General features: G+C 68.9%; 22 protein-coding genes. 16 read left to right on the plus strand and 6 right to left on the minus strand.

Features of this window, described 5'->3' with window-relative positions:
* Positions 1-2: 2 nt before the first annotated feature.
* Entirely contained in the window at positions 3-632 is a 630-nt protein-coding gene (locus ABIC25_RS21445; RefSeq protein WP_354563074.1) for a CDP-alcohol phosphatidyltransferase family protein, read from the minus strand.
* The gene (gene secA2, locus ABIC25_RS21450; protein WP_354563075.1) at positions 629-3,010 is read right to left on the minus strand and encodes an accessory Sec system translocase SecA2; all 2,382 of its coding nucleotides are present in this window, start codon (positions 3,008-3,010) and stop codon (positions 629-631) included. Before secA2 ends, ABIC25_RS21445 begins: the two co-directional genes overlap by 4 nt.
* A gap of 152 nt (positions 3,011-3,162) precedes the next feature.
* On the opposite strand from secA2, the gene ABIC25_RS21455 reads away from it, so the two are divergent.
* On the plus strand, positions 3,163-4,713 hold the full coding sequence (locus ABIC25_RS21455) for a hypothetical protein (RefSeq protein WP_354563077.1): 1,551 nt from the start codon (positions 3,163-3,165) through the stop codon (positions 4,711-4,713).
* A gap of 36 nt (positions 4,714-4,749) precedes the next feature.
* Here the strand turns inward: ABIC25_RS21455 and ABIC25_RS21460 are convergent, their stop codons facing one another.
* On the minus strand, positions 4,750-5,964 hold the full coding sequence (locus tag ABIC25_RS21460; protein WP_354563079.1) for a hypothetical protein: 1,215 nt from the start codon (positions 5,962-5,964) through the stop codon (positions 4,750-4,752).
* Between the two features lie 164 nt (positions 5,965-6,128).
* On the opposite strand from ABIC25_RS21460, the gene ABIC25_RS21465 reads away from it, so the two are divergent.
* Genes ABIC25_RS21465 through ABIC25_RS21480 form a run of 4 tightly spaced genes read left to right on the plus strand, consistent with a single transcriptional unit; the run spans position 6,129 to position 8,663 of the window.
* The gene (locus tag ABIC25_RS21465; protein ID WP_004022171.1) at positions 6,129-6,545 is read left to right on the plus strand and encodes an META domain-containing protein; all 417 of its coding nucleotides are present in this window, start codon (positions 6,129-6,131) and stop codon (positions 6,543-6,545) included.
* Positions 6,542-7,525 (plus strand): malate dehydrogenase, encoded by a 984-nt coding sequence (locus ABIC25_RS21470; RefSeq protein WP_064570098.1) that lies wholly within the window; start codon positions 6,542-6,544, stop codon positions 7,523-7,525. The genes ABIC25_RS21465 and ABIC25_RS21470 overlap by 4 nt, the downstream gene beginning before the upstream one ends.
* Positions 7,526-7,536: 11 nt before the next feature.
* Positions 7,537-8,367, plus strand: coding sequence for a polyphosphate kinase 2 (ppk2, locus tag ABIC25_RS21475; protein ID WP_354563081.1), 831 nt, complete (start codon positions 7,537-7,539; stop codon positions 8,365-8,367).
* Entirely contained in the window at positions 8,367-8,663 is a 297-nt protein-coding gene (locus tag ABIC25_RS21480; protein ID WP_004022174.1) for a DUF503 domain-containing protein, read from the plus strand. The genes ppk2 and ABIC25_RS21480 overlap by 1 nt, the downstream gene beginning before the upstream one ends.
* Here the strand turns inward: ABIC25_RS21480 and ABIC25_RS21485 are convergent.
* Together ABIC25_RS21485 and ABIC25_RS21490 are read right to left on the minus strand one after the other, a co-directional pair.
* Positions 8,644-9,231: a mismatch-specific DNA-glycosylase gene (locus tag ABIC25_RS21485; protein WP_354563082.1), complete on the minus strand. Its 588-nt coding sequence runs from the start codon at positions 9,229-9,231 to the stop codon at positions 8,644-8,646. The genes ABIC25_RS21480 and ABIC25_RS21485 overlap by 20 nt on opposite strands.
* Before the next feature lie 40 nt (positions 9,232-9,271).
* Positions 9,272-9,640 (minus strand): VOC family protein, encoded by a 369-nt coding sequence (locus ABIC25_RS21490; RefSeq protein WP_354563084.1) that lies wholly within the window; start codon positions 9,638-9,640, stop codon positions 9,272-9,274.
* Positions 9,641-9,755: 115 nt separating this feature from the next.
* Here ABIC25_RS21490 and ABIC25_RS21495 point away from each other — a divergent pair, with 115 nt between their 5' ends.
* The 10 genes from ABIC25_RS21495 (at position 9,756) to ABIC25_RS21540 (ending at position 22,331) form a co-directional block, all read left to right on the plus strand.
* Positions 9,756-12,956: an ATP-binding protein gene (locus ABIC25_RS21495; protein ID WP_354563086.1), complete on the plus strand. Its 3,201-nt coding sequence runs from the start codon at positions 9,756-9,758 to the stop codon at positions 12,954-12,956.
* A 122-nt stretch (positions 12,957-13,078) separates the two neighbouring features.
* Positions 13,079-14,503, plus strand: coding sequence for an FAD-binding oxidoreductase (locus ABIC25_RS21500; protein WP_354563087.1), 1,425 nt, complete (start codon positions 13,079-13,081; stop codon positions 14,501-14,503).
* 55 nt (positions 14,504-14,558) lie between these two features.
* Positions 14,559-14,969 (plus strand): PIN domain-containing protein, encoded by a 411-nt coding sequence (locus ABIC25_RS21505; RefSeq protein ID WP_354563088.1) that lies wholly within the window; start codon positions 14,559-14,561, stop codon positions 14,967-14,969.
* Positions 14,970-15,087: 118 nt separating this feature from the next.
* Positions 15,088-16,716 (plus strand): FAD-dependent monooxygenase, encoded by a 1,629-nt coding sequence (locus ABIC25_RS21510; protein WP_064570093.1) that lies wholly within the window; start codon positions 15,088-15,090, stop codon positions 16,714-16,716.
* Positions 16,717-16,789: 73 nt separating this feature from the next.
* Positions 16,790-18,097 (plus strand): polysaccharide pyruvyl transferase family protein, encoded by a 1,308-nt coding sequence (locus tag ABIC25_RS21515; RefSeq protein WP_354563090.1) that lies wholly within the window; start codon positions 16,790-16,792, stop codon positions 18,095-18,097.
* Positions 18,098-18,167: 70 nt separating this feature from the next.
* Positions 18,168-19,364, plus strand: coding sequence for a serine hydrolase domain-containing protein (locus tag ABIC25_RS21520; protein WP_354563091.1), 1,197 nt, complete (start codon positions 18,168-18,170; stop codon positions 19,362-19,364).
* A 29-nt stretch (positions 19,365-19,393) separates the two neighbouring features.
* Positions 19,394-19,879, plus strand: a complete 486-nt coding sequence (locus tag ABIC25_RS21525) for a PPOX class F420-dependent oxidoreductase (RefSeq protein WP_354563093.1) — start codon at positions 19,394-19,396, stop codon at positions 19,877-19,879.
* Positions 19,880-19,910: 31 nt separating this feature from the next.
* A complete protein-coding gene (locus ABIC25_RS21530; protein ID WP_354563094.1) occupies positions 19,911-20,879 on the plus strand; it encodes an ATP-binding cassette domain-containing protein in 969 nt (322 codons plus the stop codon).
* Complete coding sequence (locus ABIC25_RS21535; RefSeq protein ID WP_354563096.1) at positions 20,876-21,679, plus strand: ABC transporter permease; 804 nt, start codon at positions 20,876-20,878, stop codon at positions 21,677-21,679. Before ABIC25_RS21530 ends, ABIC25_RS21535 begins: the two co-directional genes overlap by 4 nt.
* Before the next feature lie 10 nt (positions 21,680-21,689).
* A complete protein-coding gene (locus tag ABIC25_RS21540) occupies positions 21,690-22,331 on the plus strand; it encodes a GyrI-like domain-containing protein (protein ID WP_064570275.1) in 642 nt (213 codons plus the stop codon).
* A gap of 29 nt (positions 22,332-22,360) precedes the next feature.
* Here the strand turns inward: ABIC25_RS21540 and ABIC25_RS21545 are convergent, their stop codons facing one another.
* Positions 22,361-23,401 carry an LLM class flavin-dependent oxidoreductase gene (locus ABIC25_RS21545; RefSeq protein WP_354563098.1) on the minus strand — a complete coding sequence of 347 codons (1,041 nt, stop codon included), beginning with the start codon at positions 23,399-23,401 and terminating at the stop codon, positions 22,361-22,363.
* 131 nt (positions 23,402-23,532) lie between these two features.
* On the opposite strand from ABIC25_RS21545, the gene poxB reads away from it, so the two are divergent.
* On the plus strand, positions 23,533-25,269 hold the full coding sequence (gene poxB, locus ABIC25_RS21550; RefSeq protein ID WP_354563100.1) for a ubiquinone-dependent pyruvate dehydrogenase: 1,737 nt from the start codon (positions 23,533-23,535) through the stop codon (positions 25,267-25,269).
* The last annotated feature ends 369 nt before the right edge of the window (positions 25,270-25,638 follow it).

Consider the following 25,638-nt stretch of genomic DNA (forward strand, 5'->3'; position numbering starts at 1 on the left):
GGTCAGACCCTGCTGTCTGCCGAGGCGCCTGCCGGGTGACGCGGCGGCATGCGCCGCACCACCAGGATCGTCTGATACCAGTACAGGACGAAGGACCACAGATACAGTCCGACACCCCAGATCATGAAAGCCCAACCGATCGGGTAAGCGATGGTTCCCACGATCGAATCGAGTTGTCCGGCAAGAAGCCACGGGAAGGCACTCATGAGCGCGAACGTCCCGGCCTTGCCGATGTAGAGCACCGGGAGCGCCAGCACCCCGCGCGACCGCAACAGCGGCGCCGACGCGAACAGCAGGACGTCCCGCGCGATGATCACACCGATCAGCCACCACGGCAAGAACTCCCGGATGCCGAACGCGATCGGGATGATCACGATGTAGAGCCGGTCGGCGGCCGGATCCAGCAGCGCGCCGATCCGCGACGACTGATCGAGCAGACGCGCGATCTTCCCGTCGGCCCAGTCGGAGAAGCCGGAGAACATCAGCACGGCGAAGGCCCACCCGTCCGCCTTCTCGACGAGCAGCAGCCACACGAACACCGGGATGAGTGCGAGCCGAAGCACACTCAGCGCGTTCGGGACCGTGACGATCCGGTCCGGAGCCGGCGTGATCGCCGCCTCCGGCTCGGTCACCGGAAGATCCCGATGATGCCCTGCAGTGTTTTCGCTCCGCCCGAGGAGAACAGATTGTCGTGGACCATGTAGGTCCACGTGGTCGTCGAGCGGTGCAGATCGGCGGAGCCGAGGTCGACGCCGTCGGGGGTGATGTCGGCCTCCCGGAACGTCTCACGCGCCTTCGTGAGCGCCGTGCCGGGGAGGTCGGCGAACTCGGCGAGGATCAGCCGATGGAATTCGTCGAGCGGGCTCTCCTTGCCCAGCGACCGCAGGTGGATGCTCGCGCGCACGTCGGAGACGAACGCGAGATGGTCGGCCCAGGCGCGGTCCAGATGGTAGAGCACGATCTCGCGAGCGACCTGCGACAGCACCTCCCGGGAGACCGGTGACACCGCCCGGGCGGTGCCGGGATCGGTCGTGCCGGGGTCGGCGTCGGACTTGTCGCTGTCGGCCGTGTCGGTCGTCGTCTCGCCGGTCAGCTGCGCATAGCGTTCCGGTTCCAGATCCGCGAGTTCGTCGAGTGCGACGTCGGTGGTGAGGATCTGCATCCGGCGTTCGACGATGATGTCGCGCTGCTGGTTGACCAGCTTGTTGTAGCGCCAGGTGTTCGCGTGGAGTTCGAGCATCACGCCCTCGGCGATCCGCTGGGCCTGCTCGATGAGATCGATGCCCTTGCTGCCCATCGAACCGTCTTCGTTGGGCGACACCGGGTCTCGTTTGAACGCGAGGTTCTTGGTGACGACCGGGTCCTCGAGACTCGAGAAGAACACCGACGTACCCGGATCACCCTGACGGCCGGCGCGACCGCGCAGCTGGCTGTCGAGTCGCTCGGTGTCGTGCCGGCCCGTTCCGACCACGCACAGCCCGCCGAGTTCGATGACCTCGTCGTGGGCGTCCGCATCGTCCTTGGAGCCGCCCAGGCGGATGTCGGTGCCGCGGCCGGCCATCTGGGTCGACACGGTCACGGCCCCCCGCGCACCGGCCTCGGCGATGATCTTGGCCTCTTCCGCGTCGTTCTTCGCGTTCAGCACGACCGACGGCACCCCCGCCTTGTCGAGGAAGTACGCGAGTTCTTCGGACTCGGCCACGTCGTGGGTGCCGATGAGGACCGGCTGTCCGGTCTCGTGGATCTCCTTGACGTAGGCCACGATCGCCTCGACCTTGTTGGCCTTGGTGTCGTAGACCCGGTCGGGCAGGTCGGTCCGGACGTTGGGGGTGTTCGGCGGGATCTGGGAGACGCGCAGTTCGTAGAACTGCCGGAACTGCTCGCCCGCGGCGAGCGCGGTGCCGGTCATGCCGCACACCTTCGGGTAGCGGCCGACGAGCGCCTGGACGGTGATGGTGTCGATGACCTCGCCCGAATCGGTCTGGGTGAGACCCTCCTTGAGCTCGACCGCGGCCTGCACGCCGTCGGGCCAGCGCTGCAGCTGGGCGACCCGGCCGCGTGAGGCGTTGATGAGGTGCACCCCGCCGTCGCGCACGATGTAGTGGATGTCGCGCTCGAGGAGGTAGTGCGCGTGCATCGCGATGCTGACGTGCACGAGGGTCGTGCCGACGTGCTCCTCGCTGTAGAGGTTGATACCGCCCAGTTCTTCCTCGACGAACGCCGCACCCTCGTCGGTGAGGGTGACGTTGCGACCCTCCGCGTCGACCTCGTAGTGCTTGTTCTTCATCCGCGACACGACGTCGTGGATCGCCTCGTCGGGCACCTCGGTCTCGGTCGACCCGGCGAGGACCAGCGGCACCAGCGCCTCGTCGACGAGAACCGAGTCCGCCTCGTCGATGATCGCGACGTCGGGTGTGGGCGACACGAGGTCCGATTCGGACAGCGCGAGCTGATCTCGCAGGACGTCGAAGCCGATCTCGTTGACCGACCCGTAGGTGACGTCGGCGGCGTACGCGCGGCGACGTTCCTCCCGGTCGGAGTTCTCCGACACCGCGTGCACGGTGATGCCGAAGACCTCGAAGAGCGGCTTCATCCACTCCGCGTCGCGGGTCGCCAGGTAGTCGTTGACCGAGATCACGTGGACCTGATGTCCCTGCAGAACATGACCGATCGCGGCGATCGCGCCGGCGAGCGTCTTGCCCTCACCGGTGGCCATCTCGACGATGTCGCCCTCGAGAAGGCGCAGGGCGCCCTGCAACTGGACGTCGAAGGGTCGCAGGTCGAGGGCGCGGTCGGCGGCCTCCCGGACCAGGGCGAGGAACTTCGCGCGGTCGGCCGGCTTCTCGGTGATGTCGAGTTTCTCGGCCTCCGCGCCGAACGCGTCGTCGGCGAGGTCGGCGGCCCAGTCGGTGTGGGCTTCGGCGTCCTTGATCACTCCCAACGACTTCGACTGATTGCGAGTCGACTGGGCGCCCAGAAGTCGCCACATGCTGTTGCTCAGCTTTCCCACCGAAACATTTCTCCTGATCGTTCCCGGTTTGCGTCGCGACCCGCCCACTCTCGGCGGCCAGGTCAGCAACAACGGTACGCGGCCGCTGGTCGACCGAGGACGCCGACATTATGATCAGTCCACCGATTCGGCTCGAGGACTAAGGACGGCCCATGACCAGGACTCGCCGGAACAGGGTTCGACGCCGCCTCGTCCGGGCGGTGGTCGCCGGATCACTGATCGCGGTGGGTGTGGGCCTCGGTGCGTTCAACGACTGGTGGGTGGCGCTGTTCTTCGGGATCCCGCTGGTGTTCGCCGGTATCGCGATCAGTCCGCGCGCGTCGCGGGTGTCGGAGCTGCCGGAATTCAGGCGAGCCACCTCACCCGACGCCCCGCAGGTCGAGGTGGAGGCACTCACACGCAGCAGCCTCACGGCCGACGACGTGCAGCCGACGATGGTCACCGCGACCATCAACCCGCCGGACGACACCGCGTATCGGGCCCGCTGGATCACTTCGATGACCAAGGGCAACTTCCAGTCGCTGACCGACACCCCGTTCACGACCCTGCCGCCGGACGCACTTCCGCCGCGGGATCAGACCGACACCCCCGAGTTCGACGACCAGCCCGGGCGCTGGGCGCTCGCGTACCCGGCGGTGACCCTGTTCGTGGCCGGCGCACTGCTGTTCGGCGTCGCCGGCGGGTGGCACGTGGAGGGGCCCTCGCTGTCCGGCTTCGACTCGGCGGTCGACTCCGACGACGAGTCGTCGGACGAGGAGGACGCCACGAGTCTCGCCGACCAGCACCGCCGGATGCTCGACGCGATCGCCGAAGAAGTGGGCCCGCAGGGTGTGCGCAACGTCCTGTCACTCAACTATCAGATCGACTCTCCTTCCGCCTACGCGCGCGTCTTCGATCCCGCCACCGGCCGCGCGACGAACATCAACATCGGTGACGGGTACTCGAATTCATCGATCGTGCCCAACACCGAACGGGCGAACAAGACCTTCGACGCAGCGGCCATCGACCCGAACGTCCTCGGCGCGCTGGTTGACCCGATGACCGCGGCGGTCCGGCCGTACTCCACCGAACCGGAACTCGAGAAGGTGGAGATCGAACGGCGCGGACCGGATGGCCCGGTCCTGATCGAGGGCACCATCGAACCGGGTGAGGGCGTCGTCGACGACTACGTCGTCCAGGCGACCCCCGACGGCACCGTCGCCGAGTTCTTCGACCCCGCGGACTTCGCCAAATCCTTCGAGTTGGCGCGGCGTGAGCTCGTGGCAGCGAGGGTCCCACTGAACGCGCCCGTCATCGAGGAGTTCATCATCCAGGGGATCGCGGACGGGGTCTCCCCGGTGACGGCAAGCGTCATCCAGAATTCGGGCGGGGTCCTGGTCCGGTACCGGCTCGGCGACCGCGGCGGCGAAGTCGCCGTCGCACCCGGCGAGTTTCCGGTGGCCACCACCAGTGCGGGCCGTTATCGAAGCGAGGGCTTCCGCTTCGACAGCATCTCAGCGGACACGTTCGACCGAGTCAGGGCCGACTTGATGAGACGTGCCTCGGTTCCGGAGTATGACCGGAATGCGGTGGGTGTCGAGGTCGAACGCAACCGCGTCGACGAGGCTCAGCAGTTCGTCATCCGGATGGACATCGCCAACACCGACGACGCCGAGGCGGTCTACTCGTTGGACGGACTCTTCATCAGGAAAGGCCGGTACTGAGGCCGGACCCCGCCGGTACGACCGCAGGGGTCGCCCTCACACCTTCGGCGTACCCGCTTCGAGCGCCCTTCTCGTGACCGCCTGCAGCTCGGCGACCGCCGCCTCGGGTGGGTGGAGCACCCCGCGATCGGTCATGGTGCTGACGATGTCGCGGACGCGACCGTAGTAGGTCGCCTGTTCGGCGGGCGTACTGCTGGCGGCTGCGTGGTTGTACAGCTTGAGCGCGCGATCGAGGTCGTCCTGATCGTTCTGCTCCAGGTAGCTCGCGCCCACCCGCCGGCCGTTCTTCTCACAGGCGATCCAGGCCCGCCGCAGCCTGGCGACCGATTGCTGATAGGCGTCCGCGCGCGAGCGGTTCCCCGGGTACTCGTCGGTGCGCAGGGCCATCGCCTCGTCGAGCGCGAGATGGAAGGTCTGTGTCTGGTCGACGGTCACGTCGGTGACGGCCGGGTACCGCAGCAGCATGGCGGGATCGAGTTCATAGGTGCCGTAGGCGCCGAGGACCTCGTCGTGGCGACGCGCCGCTTCCTCCCACAACCGTTGCGCCGCTTCGTCGGACCCCGCGTCGGCGATCCGTGGACCGCCCGACGGCGGCCGCGTCAGGTCGACCGGGTCGTCCGCCGCACCACTCGCCTCAGTGCCCGGCTTCGGCCCGGACGGCGTCGCAGCCTTCTTCTTCGTCGCGACCCGTTCGGGAGCGTGCCGCCGAAGGCGGGCCAGGATCTCCGCCACCGCGGGGTCCCCCTCGACCACTGCCACCCGCCAGAAGTCCGTCTCCGATGCGGAGTCGGCGCCGTTCTCGCGGTCACGTCGGGTCGCCTCGGCGGCGACCGGCTTTCCGTCCTGTGTCGCGAAGGTCAGCTTGAGGTACTTCTGCCCGAGCACCGTCAGGTGCCGGGCGCGTTCGCCCGTCATGTCCGAGGTGGCATCGGCCGGCCCGCCCACCGCGACCGTGACCAGCGAATCGAGCGGATAGCTGACGAGCGTGCGGTCCTCGTTGCCGAAGTAGACCGCGTCCTCGTCGACGGTCAGCAGGACAGCACCTCGTTCGCCGAGTCGCCCGTAGGCCGCGCCGAGCAGCGACGCCACGAGCGCCCCGCCGACCACCGCCGAGGTGACCAGGCCGTCGACGCCGGCGACGTTGAGCGCCACGAGCGCGACCATGCCGGCGACCATGAGGAGCCAGGCGGCGGTCGCCGAACGATGGTGGCGACCGGTCAGGAACTCGGTCCGGCAGGTCACCGGGACCATGGAGCACCCACATTCGTCATATCCATACCCCTGTCCGGTCGGCTACCGTTGTGCACGTGAGTTCCGGCGAACGCCGTCAACCGGCGCAGAGACGTCAACCCGTATGGGGACGTCGATCCGCACACGACCGTCACCCAGCCCGCGAACACCGCATCAGCTTACGCATGGCGCTGCTGCTCAGCGCGGTGATCGTCGCCCTCGGTACGACGATCGTCGGCACCGGCTCCGCATCCGCCGCTCCCCCGGTCCCCGGCTTCGTCGGCAAGACCTACACCTCGACGGCGGTGACCGGAGAGCAGATCCCCGGTGGCGGGCCGCTGGAGGTCAGTTTCCCCGCCGCCAATCGGATCGCCCTGTCGGCCGGCTGCAACCGGCACATCGGCGACCTCCGCGTCGACAACTCGCTGCTGCGCCTGGGCTCCCTCGCCTCGACGATGATGGCCTGCCCCGGCCCGCGCGCCGACGCCGACGCCTGGGTCACCGAGTTCACGAAGGAACCGCTCACCTGGTATTCGGTGGGCCACGCCCTCGTCCTCGTCGGGCCCGCTGCGCAGGTCCTCCTCACGGAGAAGCCCGCGTGACCCGGCGGATGCCGGTGACGGTGACCGTGACGGGCGCTGCCGGCAGCATCGGATACGCGAGTGTGTTCCGCATCGCCGCCGGCGCGATGCTCGGTCACGACCAGCCGGTCGCACTGCGGCTCCTGGAGTTGCCGCAGGCGATCTCCGGTGCGGTGGGCACCGCCATGGAACTCGACGACGGCGCCTTTCCCCTCCTGACGTCGGTCGACGTCCTCGACGATCCGCGCAAGGCGTTCGACGGCGCGAGTTTCGGACTGCTCATCGGGGCCCGACCGCGCACCAAGGGCATGGAGCGCGCCGATCTGCTGGCGGCCAACTCCGACATCTTCGCCGCCCAGGGCTCGGTGATCAACGAGGTTGCCGCGGATGACATCCGGGTGATCGTCGTGGGCAACCCCGCCAACACGAACGCCGCGGTGGCCGCCGCCCACGCCCCCGAGGTACCGGCCGAACGGTTCACGGCCCTGACCCGTCTGGATCACAACCGCGCGATCGCGCAGCTCGCCCGACGCACCGGCGCCGGCGTCGCCGAGATCAGCCGGGTCACCGTGTGGGGCAACCACTCCGCGACGCAGTACCCGGACATCTTCCATGCTCGGGTCGGCCATCGGAGCGGCTCGGACATCGCCGCCGACCGTGACTGGCTGGTCGACGACTTCATCCCCACCGTCGCCCGGCGCGGCACCGCGATCATCGAGGCCCGCGGATCGTCGTCGGCCGCGTCGGCGGCGAACGCCGCGATCGACCACGTCCACGACTGGGTTCTCGGCACCCGTCCGGACGACTGGACGTCGGTGGCGTTGCCGTCGCCCGGCGTCTACGGAATCCCCGAGGGACTCGTCTGCTCGTTCCCGGTGCGTTCGGTCGACGGCCGGTGGCAGATCGTGGAGGGTCTCGAGATCAACGACTTCTCCCGGGCCCGCATCGACGCGTCGGTCGCCGAACTGCAATCCGAGCGCGAGGCCGTCCGCACCCCGTAGTGTTTCTGCTCATGTCGAAGAAGGACAAGGCGAAGCAGCCCAAGGTCGGGAACGAGGTCTACGAGGCGGAACTGTTCCGGTTGCAGACCGAGCTCGTGAAGCTCCAGGAGTGGGTCCGCGAGAGCGGCACTCGCGTCGTGGTCGTCTTCGAGGGGCGCGACGCCGCGGGCAAGGGCGGAACGATCAAACGGATCACCGAGTACCTCAGCCCACGGATCGCGCGGGTCGCCGCATTGCCCGCCCCGACGGATCGTGAACGCGGGCAGTGGTATTACCAGCGGTATGTCGCGCACCTACCGGCTCCCGGTGAGATCGTGCTGTTCGACCGGTCTTGGTACAACCGGGCGGGCGTCGAGAAGGTGATGGGCTTCTGCACGCCCGAGGAGCACTCACGGTTCCTGCGACAGACGCCGATCTTCGAGCAGATGCTCATCGACGACGGCATCCTGCTGCGCAAGTACTGGTTCTCGGTATCCGACGACGAGCAACTCAAGCGGTTCCGGTCCCGTATGAACGACCCTGTGCGGCAATGGAAATTGAGTCCGATGGATCTCGAGTCGGTGTACCGGTGGGAGGAGTACTCGCGCGCCAAGGACGAGATGATGGTCCACACCGACACCGCTCTGAGTCCGTGGTACGTCGTCGAATCCGATGTGAAGAAGCATGCGCGGCTGAACATGATCTCGCACCTGTTGTCGACCATCGACTACACGGAGGTCCCGCGCCCCAAGGTGACCCTCCCCAAGCATCCGATCGAGTCGGGCAACTATCACCGCCCACCGCGTTCGTTGTCCAAGTACGTACCCGACCACGTGGCGACGCTGATCCGCACCGATCACTGATGTGGATCGGGTTCTGCGAGTTCGACTATCTGCTCGGCGACGTGCACTCGCTCAAGCAGAAGCGGTCGGTGGTACGGCCGATCGTCGCCGATCTCCGTAAGCGGTACACGGTCTCGGCCGCCGAAGTCGGTCACCTGGACGTGCATCGTCGGACCGTCATCGGGGTCAGTGCGGTGGCCGCCGACCGCGGACATGTCGTCGACGTGCTCGACGCCGTCGAGCGGTCAGCGGCGGGTCATCCCGAGGTGGAACTGCTGTCGGTGCGGCGCCGGGTCGTCAGCTCGGAGGACTTCTGAGGTCGTCGACGACCCCGGCGGCGACCGCGGCTCGACGGTAGGCGGCGGCCAGGGTGTCCACCGTCTCGTGGGCGTTCAGCCCGCTCGGGTTCGGGACCACCCACAACTGCGCGCCGTCCCACGTCTCGTCCTGCCGTCCCGCCACCGCGTCGCGGTGGCCGAACGCACTGCGATAGGCGGTGATACCGGCGACCGCGACGACGCGGGGGCCGATCACGCGGACCCGCTCACGCAGGCGGCGTCCGCCGTCGCGGAACTCGTCGACGGTCAGTTCGGCGGCGGTCGCGGTGGCCCGCGATACGACGTTGGTGATTCCCACGCCGCGGTCGAGCAGCAGGGTCCGATCGGCGTCGGCCATCCCCCCGGAGGCGTCGATCACGTGGTCGACGATGCCGGCCCGGGCGAGCGCGGGGTAGAACCGATTGCCCGGACGGGCGAAATGCGCTCCGGTGGCCGCCGTCCACAGCCCCGGGTTGATCCCGACGAACAGCAGCTTGCAGTCCGCACCCACGAGGTCGTCGACGGTGCGGTCCTGGAAGGCGAGCAGTTCGGCTCGGGTGAAACCCATCAGCGCCGTCCGGCGTACGCCCGGCGCAGGCTGCGACGTGTCAGGATGCCGCCTCCGCGTCGTGCCTGGCCGACACACAGAACTGGTTGCCGTCGGGGTCGGCGAGCGTCACCCACGCGAACCCGGGCATCTCACGATCGGCGATCCGGGTCGCGCCGGCGGCCACGAGTCGGTCCACCTCCGACTCGAGATCGTCGGTCGTCAGGTCGAGGTGGATGCGGTTCTTCCCGGGTGTGGGGTCCGCGACCTTCTGGAAGGCGAACAGCGGCGCGCCCTCCCCGACCGCGACGACGACGAAGTACCCGTCGTTGTCCTCGACGACGCGGCCGCCGAGCCGGTCGGCCCACCAGTTCGCCAGCGGCGCCGGTGCAAGCGCGTCGACGGTGATCATGCCCAGTGCGAGAGTCATGGCTGTCAAGCTACTCCCGACCGCCGACATCTCCCGAGCGATCGGGGGCCGGATCGCCGGGCACGTTCGCCACTACTCGCCCGGAAGGTCGCCGGCAGCACCTAGACTCACGCTGATGCCCGAACTCTCGTACACGATCATGGGCGGTCTCGGCGCCCAGATCGGTTCCGATGCCGTCGAACTCGGCACGCGCAAGCAGCGGGCGACGCTCGCCCAGCTGATCCTTGCCGAGGGCGCGCCGGTGCGTGCCGACAGTCTGATCGAGGGCATCTGGGGCGATTCGCCACCCGAGCGCGCGGACGTGTCACTCCAGTCCTACATCTCGGGTCTGCGCAAGGCCCTCGAACCACACCGCAGGCCACGGACTCCCTCCACGGTCCTCCTCACCCACGGCACCGGATACAGCCTCCCCGTGACCGGCGAGCAGGTCGACGTGCGCCGGTTGACGACCCGCGTCGTCACCGCGCGCGCTCTGATGCAGCAGGGCGAGGCCGCGGCGGCCGCCCCGCTGCTGGCGCAGGTGCTCGACGACTATCGCCCGCTGCTGCCGGAGTTCGAGGGCCTGGCCTTCCGGGACGAGGCCGCCGACCAACTCGACCGCATGCTGCAGGCCGCCCGGGAGTTGTCGTTCGAGGCACGGATGGCCGACGGCGACCACCGTCTGCTCGTCACCGAGCTCGAGAGCGAAGTCGAGCGTTCACCTCTCGACGAGGGACTATGGGTCCTGTTCGCGACCGCGCTCTACCGTCTCGGTCGCCAATCCGACGCGCTCGGCGCGATCGCGACCGCCCGCCGAGTCCTGGCCGACGAGATCGGCGTCGACCCCGGGCCTCGGTTGCGGACCCTCGAAAGCGACATCCTCGACCACGCCCCGCATCTCGATCTCCCCACCGCCGCCCGTCGGGACATCACGACGACCGTGTCGGACGTCGCCGAACACGGCCTGACGACCCCGGCGGGCCCCGCTCACGACCCTGACGTCCGCGACCCCGAACCCGACGAGGCGCCGTCGATCGTGGGCCGAACCGAGGAACTGGCCGCATTGCATCGAGCGGTGCTCGCCTCGATGTCGGGGCACGGCGGCGTCGTCGTGGTCGAGGGTGAGCCGGGCGCGGGCAAGACCGCGCTGATCGACGAAGCCGGCCGCCGTGCCGCGGGTGCCGCCGATCTCCGAGTGCTGTGGGGCCGTTGTGTCGACGACCCGGCGGCCCCGTCGATGTGGCCGTGGGTCCAGATCCTCGGTGCCGTGCTGCCCCGACTCGATCCGGCCGATCGGGAGCGACTCCTCGACAGCTCGCTCGGCCGGATGGTGACCGAGGGCGTCAACGTGATCCCGCCGCCGCGGCAGATGCCCGACGCCGCCGCACGATTCCAGTTCTACGACCAGGCAGCCGATCTCCTCGACGGCGTGGCCGCGACGTCGAAGCTCATCATCGTGCTCGACGACCTGCAGTGGGCCGATGGTGCATCGCTGGAACTGTTCGCACACATGGCCGCGCGCCGGACCGCCGGGGTGACCTTCTTCGCGTCGCTGCGCGCGCCGTCCACCCGACCGGTCGTCGCCGGCACGCTGGCCACGCTCGCCCGGCTTCCGGAGCACCGGCGTCTCCACGTCGGCCCGCTCGACGGCGACGACATCTCCGAACTCATCCGGCGCGAGACCCGCCAGTGGCCGGAGGTCGCCACCGTCGCCTCGATCGAGCGACGTACCGGGGGCAACGCGTTCTTCGTCCGGGAACTCGCCCGCATCCTGGCCGATCGCGGGTCCATCGCGGGCAGCGCGGTCCCCTCCGGTGTCCGTGACGTCATCCGCCAGCGGTTGGTCGGTTTGTCTTCGGAGACGACGGAACTCCTCGAACTGGCGTCGCTCATCGGCACCCGCGTGGACCTCGTCCTGGTGGCGGCCGCCGCGAGTCGGCCGGTGGACGAGGCGCTCGACCTGCTCGAACCCGCGGGCGAGGCGGGCGTCATCGATCTCGGACCCGACGACCCGTTCGGTTTCGGGTTCAGCCACGACATCATCCGGGAGGCGATCGCCGACGGTATCGCCGCGATGCGCGCCCGGCGACTGCATCTCGCGATCGCGGATGCGCTCGCCGGCAACTCCTCACCCCATGCGGTGACCAGGGTCGCCCGGCATCTGTGGTCCGCCGGTCCGCTGGCCGACCGGAAACGCACCACCACCGCCCTTCTCACCGCAGGCGACATCGCCTTGCGCACCTACGACTTCGACGGTGCGCGCCGGCATCTCGGAGATGCGGCGACGCTGGCCCGGGCGACCGGCGACCAGCAGGCGGAGCTCGTCGCGATCACCACACAGCTGGCCGGCGAGGTCGCGGCGCACGGCTACTTCGCCGCCGACCCCGATCTCCAGGACCGTGCCCGGACGCTCGCATCCACTCTGGGCGACACGCGCCTGCTCGCGACACTCGACTACGCACGCTGCGCGGCCCACATCCAGATCGCGGACACGCACACCGGGCACCGCCTCGCGCTCGATCTGCGTCGTCGCGCCGAACGGTCCGACGACCCGGTCGTCACCCACCTGGGCATGCACGCCGCGGCCATCGACGAGTTCCACCGGGGGAACTTCGGTGCGGCGCATCGCATCCTGGAGACCTACGCGCCGATCGACGTGGATGTCGAGGGCCTCCGCGACGACCAGCTCGCGATGGCCCGCGGCTTTCGCGCCTGGGCGGCGACCGTGCATCTCGGCAGCGCTGCCGGCCGAGCAGTGTTCGCGACGATGACCGACGCGCACCCGGATCCGCGGTCGCAGCTCGGCATGGCGATCTTCGCGGTCGGGGCGGCGTCCATGCTCGGTGACGCGGAGTGGGTTCTGGAAGCCGGCCCGGCCATCACCTCCGACGGCGCCGCCGCGCTCGCCTACCTCCGCCGCGGCGGCGAACGCATGTACTGGTGGGCGCGGGCCATGACCGGCGACCTCGACGACGCCCTCGAACACATCGACCGGCTGGGGACCCAGGACCCCGCCATGGAGGACCATCCGCGTACCGGTGAGAGCTACTGGCTCGGTCTGCATGCCGAGGTGCTCGTGGTCGCCGGCAAGCTCACCGACGCCGCGACACTCCTCGATCGGGCCGCCGACGTCGCCGACCGGACCGGCGAACGGTACGCCGACGCCCACCGCCTCGTCGTCCGCGCACGCTACGAGTACGCCAACGGTCGTCCGGCCTCGGTGGTGGCCGCGACCCTGTCCGCCGCGCGCGACACCGCACTCGCGCAAGAGGCGGCGGGGCTGGTCCGCAGGATCGACGCACTGTCGACGACCTGGGGACTCACCTCGCCCGCCTGAGGCGCACCAAGTCCGTCTCAAGTCGCTGTCAAGGACCCTCGGCGACCCTGGTCGGGAATCCGGCACCGCCCGGAGACCGTCGAACCCGCCGGATCGATCCGGCCGCAACCGAGGACCTGCCGATGACCGCAACCCCCGCCTCCTCGCCCGAGCACACCGAGCGACTGACCGTCCGCACCCGCACCTCTGTGCTCGCACAACTCCGCGACCGGATCGCCGGCGACGTCTACGGTCCCGGTGACGCGGGCTACCTCGACGCACGGTCCGGATTCAACCGGCTCGACGTGCATCGGCCCGCCGTGATCGCCGTTCCCGCCAATCACTTCGACGTCGTGGAAGCCGTCCGGTTCGCCACCGAGGAGGACCTGCGCGTCGCGGTGCAGGCCACCGGCCACGGCACCGGGCGGGTCGCTGACGGCGGGTTGCTGATCAACACCTCCCGACTGTCCTCGGTGAGCGTCGACCCGATCACCCGGACCGCGCGCGTGGGCGCCGGCGCCACGTGGCGGACCGTTGTCGACGCCGCCGCCCCGTTCGGATTGGCGCCGCTGATGGGTTCGGCGAGCGGTGTCGGCGCGGTCGGTTACACGCTGGGCGGTGGTTTCGGCTGGCTCGGCCGACGCTTCGGTCTCGCGTCGGACACCGTGCGCTCGGTCGACCTGGTCACCCCGGACGGCACACCGATCCGGGTCACCGACACCAGCCACCCGGACATCTTCTGGGCGCTGAAGGGTGCCGGCGCAGGCGGCTTCGGGGTCGTGACGTCCATGGAGATCGGCCTCGTCGACGTGTCGACCGTGTACGCGGGCAACCTGTTCTACCCGATCGCCGACGCCGAGGAGATCATCCGCCGCTTCCGGGACTGGGCACCGGCGCAGTCCGACGAGCTGACGTCCGCCGTCGCGATCGTCAACCTGCCACCCACCGACGACGTCCCGGCACCGTTGCGCGGCCGGAGCTTCGCGGTCGTGCGCGGATGCTGGTCCGGAGATCTCGACGCCGGTCGCGCGGTCCTCGACGAGTGGCGGGCGTGGCGCGCGCCGATCGTCGACGCGTGGAATGTGCTGCCGTTCGCCGCGATCGACGCCGTCAGCATGGACCCGACCGATCCGATGCCGGTGATGGTCACCACCGAGTGGTTCGACGATCTCCCGGACGCCGCCATCGACATCGTCGCCGGCCGGGTCCGGCCGGCCCCCGCATCCGCGCCGCTCATCGTGTGCGGCGAAATCCGCCACGCGGGTGGGGCGATCGCGCGCGGGGCGCGGCAAGCACCCAATGACCGGGGCCGGGCGGGACGATTCCTCCTCGAACTGGTCGCTGCGGTGCCCGACCCCCACATCGCGCTGGCGGTCGAGTCGACGCTGCGGGTGACCCGCACCGAGCTGGCGCCGTACGTCACCGGCGCCGCCTATCCGAACTTCACCTCGGGTACCGAACGGGTGGCCCGCGCCGCCCAGGCGTTCAGCGCCGACCACCGGCAACGGCTCGACGCGATCAAGGCTGCCCTGGACCCCGCGAACCGCTTCTGTCACGGCGACATCTGACGGTCGCAACCGGAACGCGCTTGCCCTCGACGCGCGGGTGTGGGCTGATGGTTCCATGTCCGACCCGTCCGGTGACCGATCCCCCTGCGCGGCACCCACACCCCTGCTGATCGTGGACGGCGCCAACGTCGTCGGATCGGTGCCCGACGGGTGGTGGCGCGACCGTCGCGGAGCCGCCGAGAGGTTGCGTTCGCGACTCGAGTCCGTCGCGGCCGGCGGCCTCGAGGGACTGCCGGGACCGCTCGAGGTGGTGCTCGTCGTCGAGGGACGGGCCCGCGGTGTCGAGGCGAGCGAACACGTCCGGGTCGTCGACGCATCCGCCGTGGGCGACGACACGATCGTCGACGTCGTCGCCGAGGCGGACCCGCACCGGGACCGGATCGTGGTCACCGCCGACCGCGAGTTGCGGGCCAGGGTGGCGCGACTGGGCGCCCGGGCAATCGGTCCCGGGGCCATCCCGAGGTAGTCCGCCGCTGTGACGAGGACTGTTCGGGCGTCCGATTTCTCCGATCTCGCATCACGTCGGCGTCCGGTCGGTCGATAATCCTCACAGCGTCGGCGAGTGCCGACAACGGGAGGAATCCATGACCGAAGTCGATGTCCTGATCGCCGGTGCCGGACCCATCGGCTTGACCGCTGCAGTCGAACTGCGCAGACGCGGAGTGCGAGTACGTGTCGTCGACCCGCTTCTCGAGCCCCCGCAGTACGCCAAGGCCGTGGGCATCCAACCCCGCACCCTCGAGGTGTTCGAGAGCATGGGCATCGTGGGATCGGTGCTCGACGCGGGCCTGGAGATGCGTGGTCAGCTCGTCTACGTCAACGGCAACCAGGTCTCGCGAGTCGATCTCACGACACCGCCCGATGTCCCCTACCGTTTCCACCTGCTCCCCCAGTACGCCACCGAACGCATCCTGCGCGAGCGCCTTTCCGATCTGGGCACCGAGATCGACCGGGGCTCAGCGGTATCGGCGTTCGAGCAGGACGCCGACGGGGTGACCGTCACCCTCACGGGTCCGGACGGCGAGACCACCGTCCGAGCGGATTATCTGATCGGCGCCGACGGTGCGCACAGTGTGGTGCGCAAGGGATTGGGGCTGACCTTCGAGGGTGCTGCCTTCACCGAGCAGTACATGCTCGGTGACGTCGTGGTGGACTGGTCGATGCCGCGCGGATACGCCATCCGGTCGATGCATCAGACCGCGGACGGCACCACCGACGACCAGCTGGTGTGCATCCCGCTGCCCGGCCGTGGCCGCTACCGGATGTCGATGCTGGTCCCCGACGAGCTGGCCGTCGCGCCCACCACCGGCGGAGACGGTGTGGCGCACGGGTTCGAGGGAACCCGGGCACCGGAGTTGTCCCACATCCAGGCCGTGGTCGATCGACTCGCGCCGGAACCTGCGGCGGTCTCGGACCTGCGATGGTCCTCGGTGTTCCGGATCAGTCATCGCATCGTCGACTCCTACGGCCGCGGACGCGTGTTCGTCGCCGGCGATGCCGCACACATTCATCCGCCGACGGGTGCGCAGGGCATGAACACCGGAGTGCAGGACGCACACAACCTCGCGTGGAAGCTCGCGCTCGCCGTGGCCGGGGACGCCTCCGCAGCACTCCTCGACAGCTACGACCTCGAGCGCCGGCCCGTCGGCGAAGAGGTCGTGGGCCGCACCGTCCGGGACGCCCGCGAGGGCATCGGTACCGATTCCACCGACATCGACTTCGTCATGCGGCGCGAGGCGCAGTTGCTGATCTCCTACGCCGACAGTCCCGCCGTCGCGGGGTCGACGGTTCCGTCGGCCCCCGCCGCGCCGCGGGCAGGTGAACGCGCACCGGACGCCGCAGGCCTCAGTCGCGAGTCGGTCAACCACGCGCTTCGTCTGTTCGACGTGCTGGGTGGCGTCGACCACTCCCTCATCCTCTATGCGGACGCCGCCGCCGGTACCGGCGATGTCGCCGTTCTCGAGTCGCTCGCCGACGAGGTCTCCGCGAACGCCCACGGCCACATCGACATCCACGTGGTCGCGGCACCGACGGCGCAGGTCGGCAGCACCGAGTTGCCGCTGCTGCGCGACACCGACGGCCGGTTCGCCGACGGCTACCTCCCCGACGGTTCGACGGTGTTCGTCATCCGCCCCGACGGCTACGTCGGATACCGCGGACCCGTCACCGACACCAAGGGCGCGCTCGCCTACCTCGAGGGCACGTTCCGGTAGCTCTCGCGGACCACCTGCCCGACCACCGTGCGGGCGGCACCGGGTTCGCGCGCACGCCGTAACCTTGGGGACCGTGACCAGACGACCGGCGACCGCCCGCCCGCTGTTCCGGACCGCGGGCATCCTGGCCGATCGGATCGGCACCGCGGTCCGGCACCGCACCGCCGATTCCCGTCTCGCCCGCGAGATGGGGGCTGACGAGGTCATCTATCTGGTGGCGCCGGCCGGTCATCCCAACTACGGCGACGAACTCATCGCCAGGACGTGGCTGCGGCACCTGGCACGGGTGCGGCCCAACGCCACGGTCGTGCTCGACTGCCACAGCCCCGGCACGGCCACGACGCTGTTGCGCGATGCCCACCCCGACCTGCTCGTCGTCGACACCCTGTGGCAGATGACCACCTACGCGGCGGAGGCCGAATCGCAGTCGCCGTGGAGTTGGGTCGCGTCTGCCGTCAGCGACGCCGGCCTGGCGCCGCGTCTGACCGCGGGCATCGATCTGCTGCACTCGGCGACTTCCATTCATCTACTCGGTGGTGGTTACCTCAACACCGTATGGCCGCACCATGTCTCGCTGTTCGTCGCCGCTGCCGCAGTGGCTCGGGCATCTGGCGCCCGACTCGCCGCGACCGGTCAAGGACTCGTGCCCACACTGCAGGGCCGGGCCTGGGCGGCGCTGACCGAGGCCTTTGCCGCGTTCGACATCGTGGACGTGCGTGACACCGCGTCGTACGCCGAGATCGCCGACATCGGCGGCGCACGGCATTCCGGCGACGACGCGTGGCTGGCTCTGCACCGGCCCCGACCTCCGCTGTACCGGGAGACCGATCCGCCGGCCGAGCACGGCGTCGTGCTCTGCCTGCAATCCGATCTCACCGAGAGATTCGCCGGGCCGCGATCGACCGGCGTCGAGGCGCTGGCCGATTTCGTGCGTACGACGCTCGACGCGTGGGACGTGCCCGGTTCGGCGGTGACCGTCGTCGAGGGAATCCCCGGACACGACAACGAGGTCCCGTTCCTGCTCGGCTCGCGCCTGGACGGGGCGACCGTGCTCAACTTCCGCGATGTCTGGCTCGGCGGGTTGCCCGCCGGGCACCGCAACACGTGGATCAGCACTCGGTTCCATCCGCACCTGATGGCCGCGGCCGCGGGCGATCCCGGGGTCGCGGTCGTGGCGATGCCGGGGTACTACTCCACCAAGCACCGGTCTCTGATCGATGCCGGCTCCGACTGGACCGTCGTCGATTCCGGTACGACCGTCCCGGGCCGGCCGAACGGTCACGGGTTCGACGCGATCGCGCGCGACCGAGCGGTCTCGGCCAAGCTCGCCACGGCGGTCGACATCTACCCGGTCCCGCCGGTGCTGGCACACCGTATCTGAGCTCCCCCATGGCCACTCGGCTTTCGCGGCAAACCGCCTCGTCGCGCCGGTCTGCCGATACAGTGAGCGGATGAGCCGAAAGCCTGTGCGCGCCACGCTCCTCCTCCGCATGACGACGCTCGGCGCGGCAGCCGCACTCGGCCTGGTCGCGTGCTCGCCAGCGGAGACGGCTTCGGGTGCGGGATCGTCGACGGCATCGGTCACGGGGCAGCCGACATCGGTGCCCGCCGACGCCGCGGCGGCGTTTCAGAAGGCGATCGACGACACGCGGGCCGCCGGCGACTTCCCCGGGGTCATCGCCCGGGTCATCTCGCCGGCCGGAACCTGGACGGGAACATCCGGTGTGCGGGCGGCAGGCGGGGACGAACCCATCGAGTCCGGAGACCACACGCGTATCGGTTCTCTCACCAAGACGATGACCGCGACACTCCTGTTGCAACTCGTGCAGGAGGGTCGGGTCTCCCTCGACGATCCGATCGACAAGTACGTCGCGGGCGCACCCAACGGCTCCGCGACGTTACGGCAGGTCGCCGACATGACCAGCGGCATCCCCTCGTACACCGCGTCCGAGGCCTTCGACCGGAAGTTCTTCGCCGACCCCGAAACCGTCTGGACGCCCGCCGAACTAATCGACACCGCGAAGGCGCTGCCGCCGAGCTTCCCACCGGGGCAGGGCTGGGAGTACTCCAACACCAACTACGTCCTGCTCGGACAAGTGATCGAGAAGGTGCTCGCGAAGCCCATCGGCGAGGTCTTCACCGACCGGATCTTCACACCCCTGGGGATGGACGAATCCTCCTGGCCCGGCGGGTCGGTCGAGATCCCCGATCCGCACCTGGACGGACTGACCGACCAGGGTCAGCCCGACGGGCAGACGGTGAACTCCACGCGCTGGAACCCCTCGTTCGCCTCCACCGCGGGCGCCGTCATCTCGACGATCGACGACCTGCAGACCTGGGGCGAGGCGCTGTTCACCGGACGCGGGGTGCTCGATCCGGCCACCCAGCAGCTGCGACGGGATTCGATCCTCACCTCGCCACCGCCCAACACCGCCACCTCGGGATACGGCATCGGAATCGGCAACCGCGACGGATGGTGGGGCCACGACGGCGATTTCCCCGGATACAACACCTCGCTGTTCCACGAGTACGACTCGGACACGACCATCATCATCGTGATCAACACCGACGACGCCGTCACCGTCGACGGCAAGTCCACGCCCCCGGTCTCCGCGGTGCAGTCCGCGCTCATCGCCGCACTGCCCTGAATCACCCCGTCCGGGCGTAAGGTCGGCGCATGGCCAGAACAGTCGCGAAAGCCGATGGTATCGACCGTGCCGGACTGCTCGAGTTCATCCGGCCGCGTCACCACATGATCCTCAGCACCGTCCGATCCAATGGCAGTCCGCAGATGTCGCCGGTCACCGGCGGCGTCGACGAGCAGGGGCGGATCGTCATCTCGACCTACCCCGGACGCGCCAAGGCCGCGAACCTCCGCCGCACCCCCGTCGCCGGGGTCGTGGTCCTGTCCGACGAGTTCAACGGTGCCTGGGTCCAGGTCGACGGCGATGCCGAGGTCCTCGACATGCCCGAGGCCGAAGACGCGCTGGTCGACTATTTTCGCAGCATCTCCGGAGAACATCCGGACTGGGACGAATACCGCGCCGCCATGCGGACCCAGGGCAAGTCGCTGATCCGCATCACCCCGACCAGTTGGGGTCCGATCGCCACCGGCGGGTTCCCCGCCGACGTCGCGGCGCGGCTCGACGCACAGGATCGATGATCGACCCCCGCGGCGCGACGGGCCCGATCGGTTGACCACCGCCGCTGACATCGAGATCAGCGCGCTCACGAAAACCTATGGTGAGCATCGTGTTCTCGACGGCATCGACCTGCACGTACCCGCGGGAAGCGTGACCGCCCTGTTGGGGCCGAACGGGTCCGGCAAGACCACGACCGTCGGCATCGCGTCGACCCTGTTCCCCGCCGACTCGGGGACGGTGACCATCGGCGGATACGACACGGTCGCGCGGGCGCGCGAGGTCCGGGCGATCATCGGCGTCACCGGTCAGTCGGTCGCGGTCGACGAGTTGTTCAGCGGACGAGACAATCTCGTTCTCATGGCCGATTTGCGCCGGCTGGGCCGACGCGGTGGACGCGCACGTGCGCAGGAGTTGATCGAGCAGTTCGACCTCGTCGACGCCGCAGACCGGCCGGTGTCGACGTATTCGGGCGGAATGCGCCGCCGGCTCGACCTCGCGATGACGCTCGTGTCGATCCCGCGGGTCATCTTCCTCGACGAGCCGACCACGGGACTCGACCCCAGAAGCCGACGGATGCTGTGGGACACCATCTCTCGCCTGGCCGCCGACGGTGTCACCATCTTCCTCACCACCCAGTACCTCGAGGAGGCCGACCGGCTCGCCGACCGGGTCGCCGTCCTGGACCATGGACACATCGTGGCCGAGGGCACCGCCGCCGAGTTGAAGAGCCGGGTCCACGATTCCGAGGTGCGCCTGACCTTCCCCGACCGCGACTCGTTCGACGCGGCGGCCTCGCTCCTGCCGGATGCGCGTCCTGTTCCCGAAGCACGTCGCCTCGACATCGCGACCGACGACACCGTCGCCACTGTCCGGAACACGCTGAACCGACTCGACGCCGCCGGGATCCGGGTCGCCGACGTCGGAGTCCATGCCCCGACCCTCGACGACGTGTTCTTCGCCCTCACGGGCAACCCCTCTCCCGCGATCACCGACCCCGATGAGTTCGGCGGAACGTCATGACGGCCCTCGCGCACACGGTGTCGGACGCGCGGGTCATGGTCCGCCGCAACGTTCGGCGGCTCATCAAGTTCCCCGTCCTCACCGTGATGCTGGTCGGGATTCCGGTCGTCTTCCTGCTCCTGTTCGTCTATGTGTTCGGCGGTCAGCTCGGCGCCGGGATGACCAACCAGTCCGGCGACACCGGTCGGACCGCCTACCTCGACTACGTGGTGCCCGGGATCGTGCTGGTCACCGTCGCCTCGGCGGTCCAGGGCACCGCGATCGTCGTCGCGATGGACATGACATCGGGGATCATCAACCGCTTTCGCACCATGGACATCGCCCGCTCGGCGGTCCTCACCGGCCACGTGCTCGCCAGCCTTCTGCAGGCGCTGTTCAGCATCGTCGTGGTCCTGGCCGTCGCCATCGCGATCGGTTTCCGTCCGTCGGCGGGACTGCTCGACTGGCTGGGCGCGCTCGGCGTGACCACCGTGTTCTCGATCGCGCTGATCTGGCTGTCGGTCTATCTCGGGCTGGCGGCCAAGAGCGTCGAGACCGCAAGCAACACACCGATGTTCCTCACGATCCTGCCGTTTCTCAGCACGGGGTTCGTGCCGGCCGAGTCCCTGCCCGCCGGACTTCGGCAGTTCGCCGAGTACCAGCCGTTCACCCCCGTCATCGAGGTGCTGCGCGGAACCCTCACCGACGCCCCGGTCCCGGTGGGGAGCGTTGCCGCGGCACTCGTGTGGAGCGTCGTCATCGGCGGGGCGTCGTATGCCCTCGCCCTCCGAACCCATGAGCGGCGGCGTATTCCCGGATAAGGTCGTCGACGTGCCCGAGAAGGTCGACTTCAAGAAGACGCTCGACGCGTACAAGGCCCGCCGGGGCCGGATACGTGTTCTCGAAATACCCGTGATGCGCTACGTCATGATCGACGGGTCGGGCGACCCCAACACCACGTCGCAGTTCGCCGCGACGATCGAGACGCTGTACCCGGTCGCCTATGCGCTGAAGTTCGCGAGCAGCCGCGAACTCGGCCGCGACTACGTCGTGCCGCCGCTCGAGGGTCTCTGGTGGGCGGAGGACATGAGCGCCTTCACCGGGGCTCGCGACAAAGGCCGCTGGAATTGGACTCTCATGCTGATGGTCCCCGACTGGATCGACGATGGCATGCTCGACGCCGCCGTCGTGCAGGCGGGCACGAAGAAGTCGCCCCCGCGGCTCGACGACCTCCGCATCGCATCCCTGGACGAGGGCCTGTGCGTACAGACGCTTCACCACGGTTCCTTCGACGACGAGGGCCCGGTGCTGGCCGAGATGCACGATCGATTCATCCCGGACAACGGCCTGCGTATGCGCGGCCGGCACCACGAGATCTATTTCAGCGACTTCCGTCGGGTCGCGCCGGACAAGCTCCGCACCCTCCTGCGTCAACCGGTCGGATCCGCGACGACGACCACCGGGACGGTGTAACGAAAGACGCCACATGGCACGCACTTTCGCTACGAATCCGCAGTCTGTGCCCCGGCCGGTGTCCAACCGAGCGCGGGCCCGAGCCGTCCGGCGAGATCACCCACGATCTGCAGATAGTCCGGTTCGTCGAAGGAGAACGGCAACGCGAAGGCCACCTCGGTGGCGCGCTGGAATCCCGCGTGCTCGTAGAGCGTTTCGGCGAGTTCGGCGGACGGACCGACATAGTCGGGCGAGAACAGCAGGCCGCGGGGTCCCTGCGGGGTGCGCGTGCGTTCCGATCGGCTCTCGGCGTACGCCCGGTACTTCCGTACCTGATCCGGGGTCGCCGAGTCGGTGGGGATCACCACCAGCCCCTGAGACACCCGCGCTCGGTCGGGATCGACGTGACTGGTGCGGTAGGCGTCGATGTGTTCGGCCTGGATGGTCGCGAAGTCCCGCGACCGCGTCCCCTCGACGGTCACCACCGACGAGGTCAGGTAGTTGATCCCCTGCCGACCCGCCCAGACCGCGGAGCTCAGTCCGCCTCCGTACCAGACCCGGTCGGCCAGTCCGGGCGAATGCGGCTGCACACGGCGCGAGAACGTCTCGATCCCGACGGTCCCCTCGAAGTCGCTGACCGGCTCACCGCGCAGGTTGCCCAGGAGCCGCGCCACCCGATCCTTCGAGAAGTTCTCCAGCGCATGTGTTTCGGGGTACAGGGAGGTCTTGAAGTCGTCGTAGCGCATCGGTACGCCCACGGAGACACCCGGATTGAGCCGGCCCGCGCTGAGGACGTCGACGGTCGCCAGGTCCTCGGCCAGCCGCAGCGGGTTCTCCAGGCCGAGCGGGATCACCGCGGTGCCCAGCTCGATGCGGCTGGTACGCACCGCGGCAGCGGCCAGCACGGCCACCGGCGAGGAGATGCCGTACTGGAGATGGCGGTTGCGCACCCACACGCTGTCGAAGCCGAGTTCCTCGGCCAGCTCGATCATCCGCAGGGTTTCGAGATGGCCGGGGCGGGGATCGTCGCCGTCGAAGCGTCCGATGGTCAGGAATCCGAGCTTTCGGAGGGGTTCACCGCGTCGTGGCATGCCGTCGATTCTCACACCGCGGGCGGCCGGACGACGCCGGAAAATCAGTGTGGGCCGAAGTCCGGCGGGGCCGATGTCCCCCGGCTCGCGTCTATAGTCGGGACACACCGACCCCGACCGAACGGATCGCCATGTCCACCACAGTCGCGGAGAGAATCGTCGAGGAACTCGAACGTGCCAGAGTCCGGCGCGTCCACGGGCTTCCCGGTGATTCGCTCAACGGTTTCACCGATGCCCTGCGCAGAAACGACGCCATCTCGTGGCGGCACGTCCGGCACGAGGAGTCGGCCGCCTTCGCCGCATCCGCCGAAGCCGCTCTCACCGGCGAACTCGCGGTGTGTGTCGGAAGTTGCGGACCCGGAAACCTGCACCTGATCAACGGCCTGTTCGACGCACACCGCAGCCGTGTCCCCGTCCTCGCGATCGCCGCGCACATCCCGGCCACCGAGATCGGCACCGGCTACTTCCAGGAGACGCACCCCGAGCAACTGTTCCGGGAATGCAGCGCCTACTGCGAAATGGTCAGCACCCCCGACCAGATGCCGCGCCTGCTCGACATCGCGCTGCGCACCGCCGTCGAGAAGCGGGACGTCGCGGTGCTCGTCATCCCGGGCGAGACGTTTCTCGCGCCCTGCCCCAAGCGACGAGCCGGCGCCCCCATCCGGCACATCCCGCGCGTCATCCGTCCCACCGATGCGGAGATCGCCCGTGCCGCAGACACTCTCAACGCCGCCGAGCGGGTGACCATACTCGCCGGCGCGGGCGTTCAGGGCTCGCATGACGAGGTCGTCGAGCTCGCGCGGGTACTGCAGGCACCCGTCGTCCACGCCCTGCGTGGCAAGGAGTTCATCGAATACGACAACCCCTATGACGTGGGAATGACCGGCCTTCTGGGCTTCTCATCCGGGTATCGCGCAATCGAGAAATGCGACACCCTGCTCATGCTCGGCACCGACTTCCCCTACGAGCAGTTCTATCCGTCGAAGGCGACCATCATCCAGGTCGACATCCGCGGTGAACAGATCGGTCGACGCTGTCCCGTCGACCTGCCTCTCGTCGGCGATGTCGGCGACACCGTCCGGGCCCTGCTGCCGTCGATCACCGCAGGCCGCGACAGCGAACACCTGTCGACCTCGCTGGCCCACTACGCCACGGCGCGACGCCGCCTCGACGATCTCGCCGACAACGACCGCAACCGGGCACCGATCCACCCGCAGTACCTCACCCGCCTGATCAGCGAAAAGGCCAGTGGCGACGCGGTGTTCATCCCCGATGTCGGCTCACCGGTGGTGTGGGCGGCGCGTTATCTCGAGATGAACGGCACCCGGCGACTGATCGGTTCGTTCACCCACGGCTCGATGGCCAACGCCGTGTCCCAGGCGATCGGCGCACAGACCGCCTTCGCCGACCGCCAGATCATCGCGCTGGCCGGCGACGGCGGGCTCGCGATGTTGCTCGGCGAACTGCTCACCATCACGCAGAACAAGCTGCCGGTGAAGATCGTCGTCTTCGACAACGCGTCCCTGAACTTCGTCGAGGTCGAGATGAAGGCTGCCGGATTCGTGAACTACGCAACCGATCTCGACAACCCGGACTTCGCCGCGCTCGCGGAGTCGCTCGGTATCCGGGGCCGGCGCGTCGAGCAGCCCGACGACCTCGCCGGCGCGGTCGACGACTTTCTCGCCCACGACGGTCCGGCGCTGCTCGACGTCGTCACCGCTCGGCAGGAGCTGTCCATCCCGCCGGCGATCACCGCTGCCCAGGCCAAGGGTTTCACCCTCTACGCCCTGCGCACCGTGTTGTCCGGGCGCGGCGACGAACTCATCGACCTCGCCGAGACCAACCTGTTCCGGCGTCTGTTCGACTAGGTGATCTTCCCGATGGCCGCGAGGTCCAGACCGGTCCGGACAGCCGCTTGATTTCGGATCGTGACGGTCCTAAGCCGATGAACGACTAAGTCGCGCACTAGTCGTTCGAGACCATATCGCTTCAGTAAGCCGGAAGCCGAGCGCGAGTCGGCGCAATGTGCGTCGCGCTCGCGAAGGCCTCTGCTCGAATAGCCGGTGCACGTGCGAGCCAGGTTTGAAGATCTGGCTCGGCCAGAATGAACTGCACACTGTGGGGCGCATTCTGTGACGCACGGGCGGCAGCGCGAGACTCATGTCATCCTGTATCGAGTAGCTTCGCGGTCGAAGGCCTGCCGCGCGCCGCCCCACGTTCCGGGCCAGCAACATCCC

It is taken from the genome of Gordonia sp. PvP123 (genome assembly GCF_040547295.1).
GTDB lineage: Bacteria > Actinomycetota > Actinomycetes > Mycobacteriales > Mycobacteriaceae > Gordonia > Gordonia terrae.

Excerpts from the sequence above, each read along its gene's own strand:
- ABIC25_RS21455 (WP_354563077.1), top strand. The coding sequence starts at position 3,163 with ATGACCAGGACTCGCCGGAACAGGGTTCGACGCCGCCTCGTCCGGGCG.
- ABIC25_RS21460 (WP_354563079.1), bottom strand. The coding sequence starts at position 5,964 with ATGGTCCCGGTGACCTGCCGGACCGAGTTCCTGACCGGTCGCCACCAT.
- ABIC25_RS21465 (WP_004022171.1), top strand. The coding sequence starts at position 6,129 with ATGGCGCTGCTGCTCAGCGCGGTGATCGTCGCCCTCGGTACGACGATC.
- ppk2 (WP_354563081.1), top strand. The coding sequence starts at position 7,537 with ATGTCGAAGAAGGACAAGGCGAAGCAGCCCAAGGTCGGGAACGAGGTC.
- ABIC25_RS21480 (WP_004022174.1), top strand. The coding sequence starts at position 8,367 with ATGTGGATCGGGTTCTGCGAGTTCGACTATCTGCTCGGCGACGTGCAC.
- ABIC25_RS21485 (WP_354563082.1), bottom strand. The coding sequence starts at position 9,231 with ATGGGTTTCACCCGAGCCGAACTGCTCGCCTTCCAGGACCGCACCGTC.
- ABIC25_RS21490 (WP_354563084.1), bottom strand. The coding sequence starts at position 9,640 with ATGACTCTCGCACTGGGCATGATCACCGTCGACGCGCTTGCACCGGCG.
- ABIC25_RS21495 (WP_354563086.1), top strand. The coding sequence starts at position 9,756 with ATGCCCGAACTCTCGTACACGATCATGGGCGGTCTCGGCGCCCAGATC.
- ABIC25_RS21500 (WP_354563087.1), top strand. The coding sequence starts at position 13,079 with ATGACCGCAACCCCCGCCTCCTCGCCCGAGCACACCGAGCGACTGACC.
- ABIC25_RS21505 (WP_354563088.1), top strand. The coding sequence starts at position 14,559 with ATGTCCGACCCGTCCGGTGACCGATCCCCCTGCGCGGCACCCACACCC.
- ABIC25_RS21510 (WP_064570093.1), top strand. The coding sequence starts at position 15,088 with ATGACCGAAGTCGATGTCCTGATCGCCGGTGCCGGACCCATCGGCTTG.
- ABIC25_RS21520 (WP_354563091.1), top strand. The coding sequence starts at position 18,168 with ATGAGCCGAAAGCCTGTGCGCGCCACGCTCCTCCTCCGCATGACGACG.
- ABIC25_RS21525 (WP_354563093.1), top strand. The coding sequence starts at position 19,394 with ATGGCCAGAACAGTCGCGAAAGCCGATGGTATCGACCGTGCCGGACTG.
- ABIC25_RS21535 (WP_354563096.1), top strand. The coding sequence starts at position 20,876 with ATGACGGCCCTCGCGCACACGGTGTCGGACGCGCGGGTCATGGTCCGC.
- ABIC25_RS21545 (WP_354563098.1), bottom strand. The coding sequence starts at position 23,401 with ATGCCACGACGCGGTGAACCCCTCCGAAAGCTCGGATTCCTGACCATC.
- poxB (WP_354563100.1), top strand. The coding sequence starts at position 23,533 with ATGTCCACCACAGTCGCGGAGAGAATCGTCGAGGAACTCGAACGTGCC.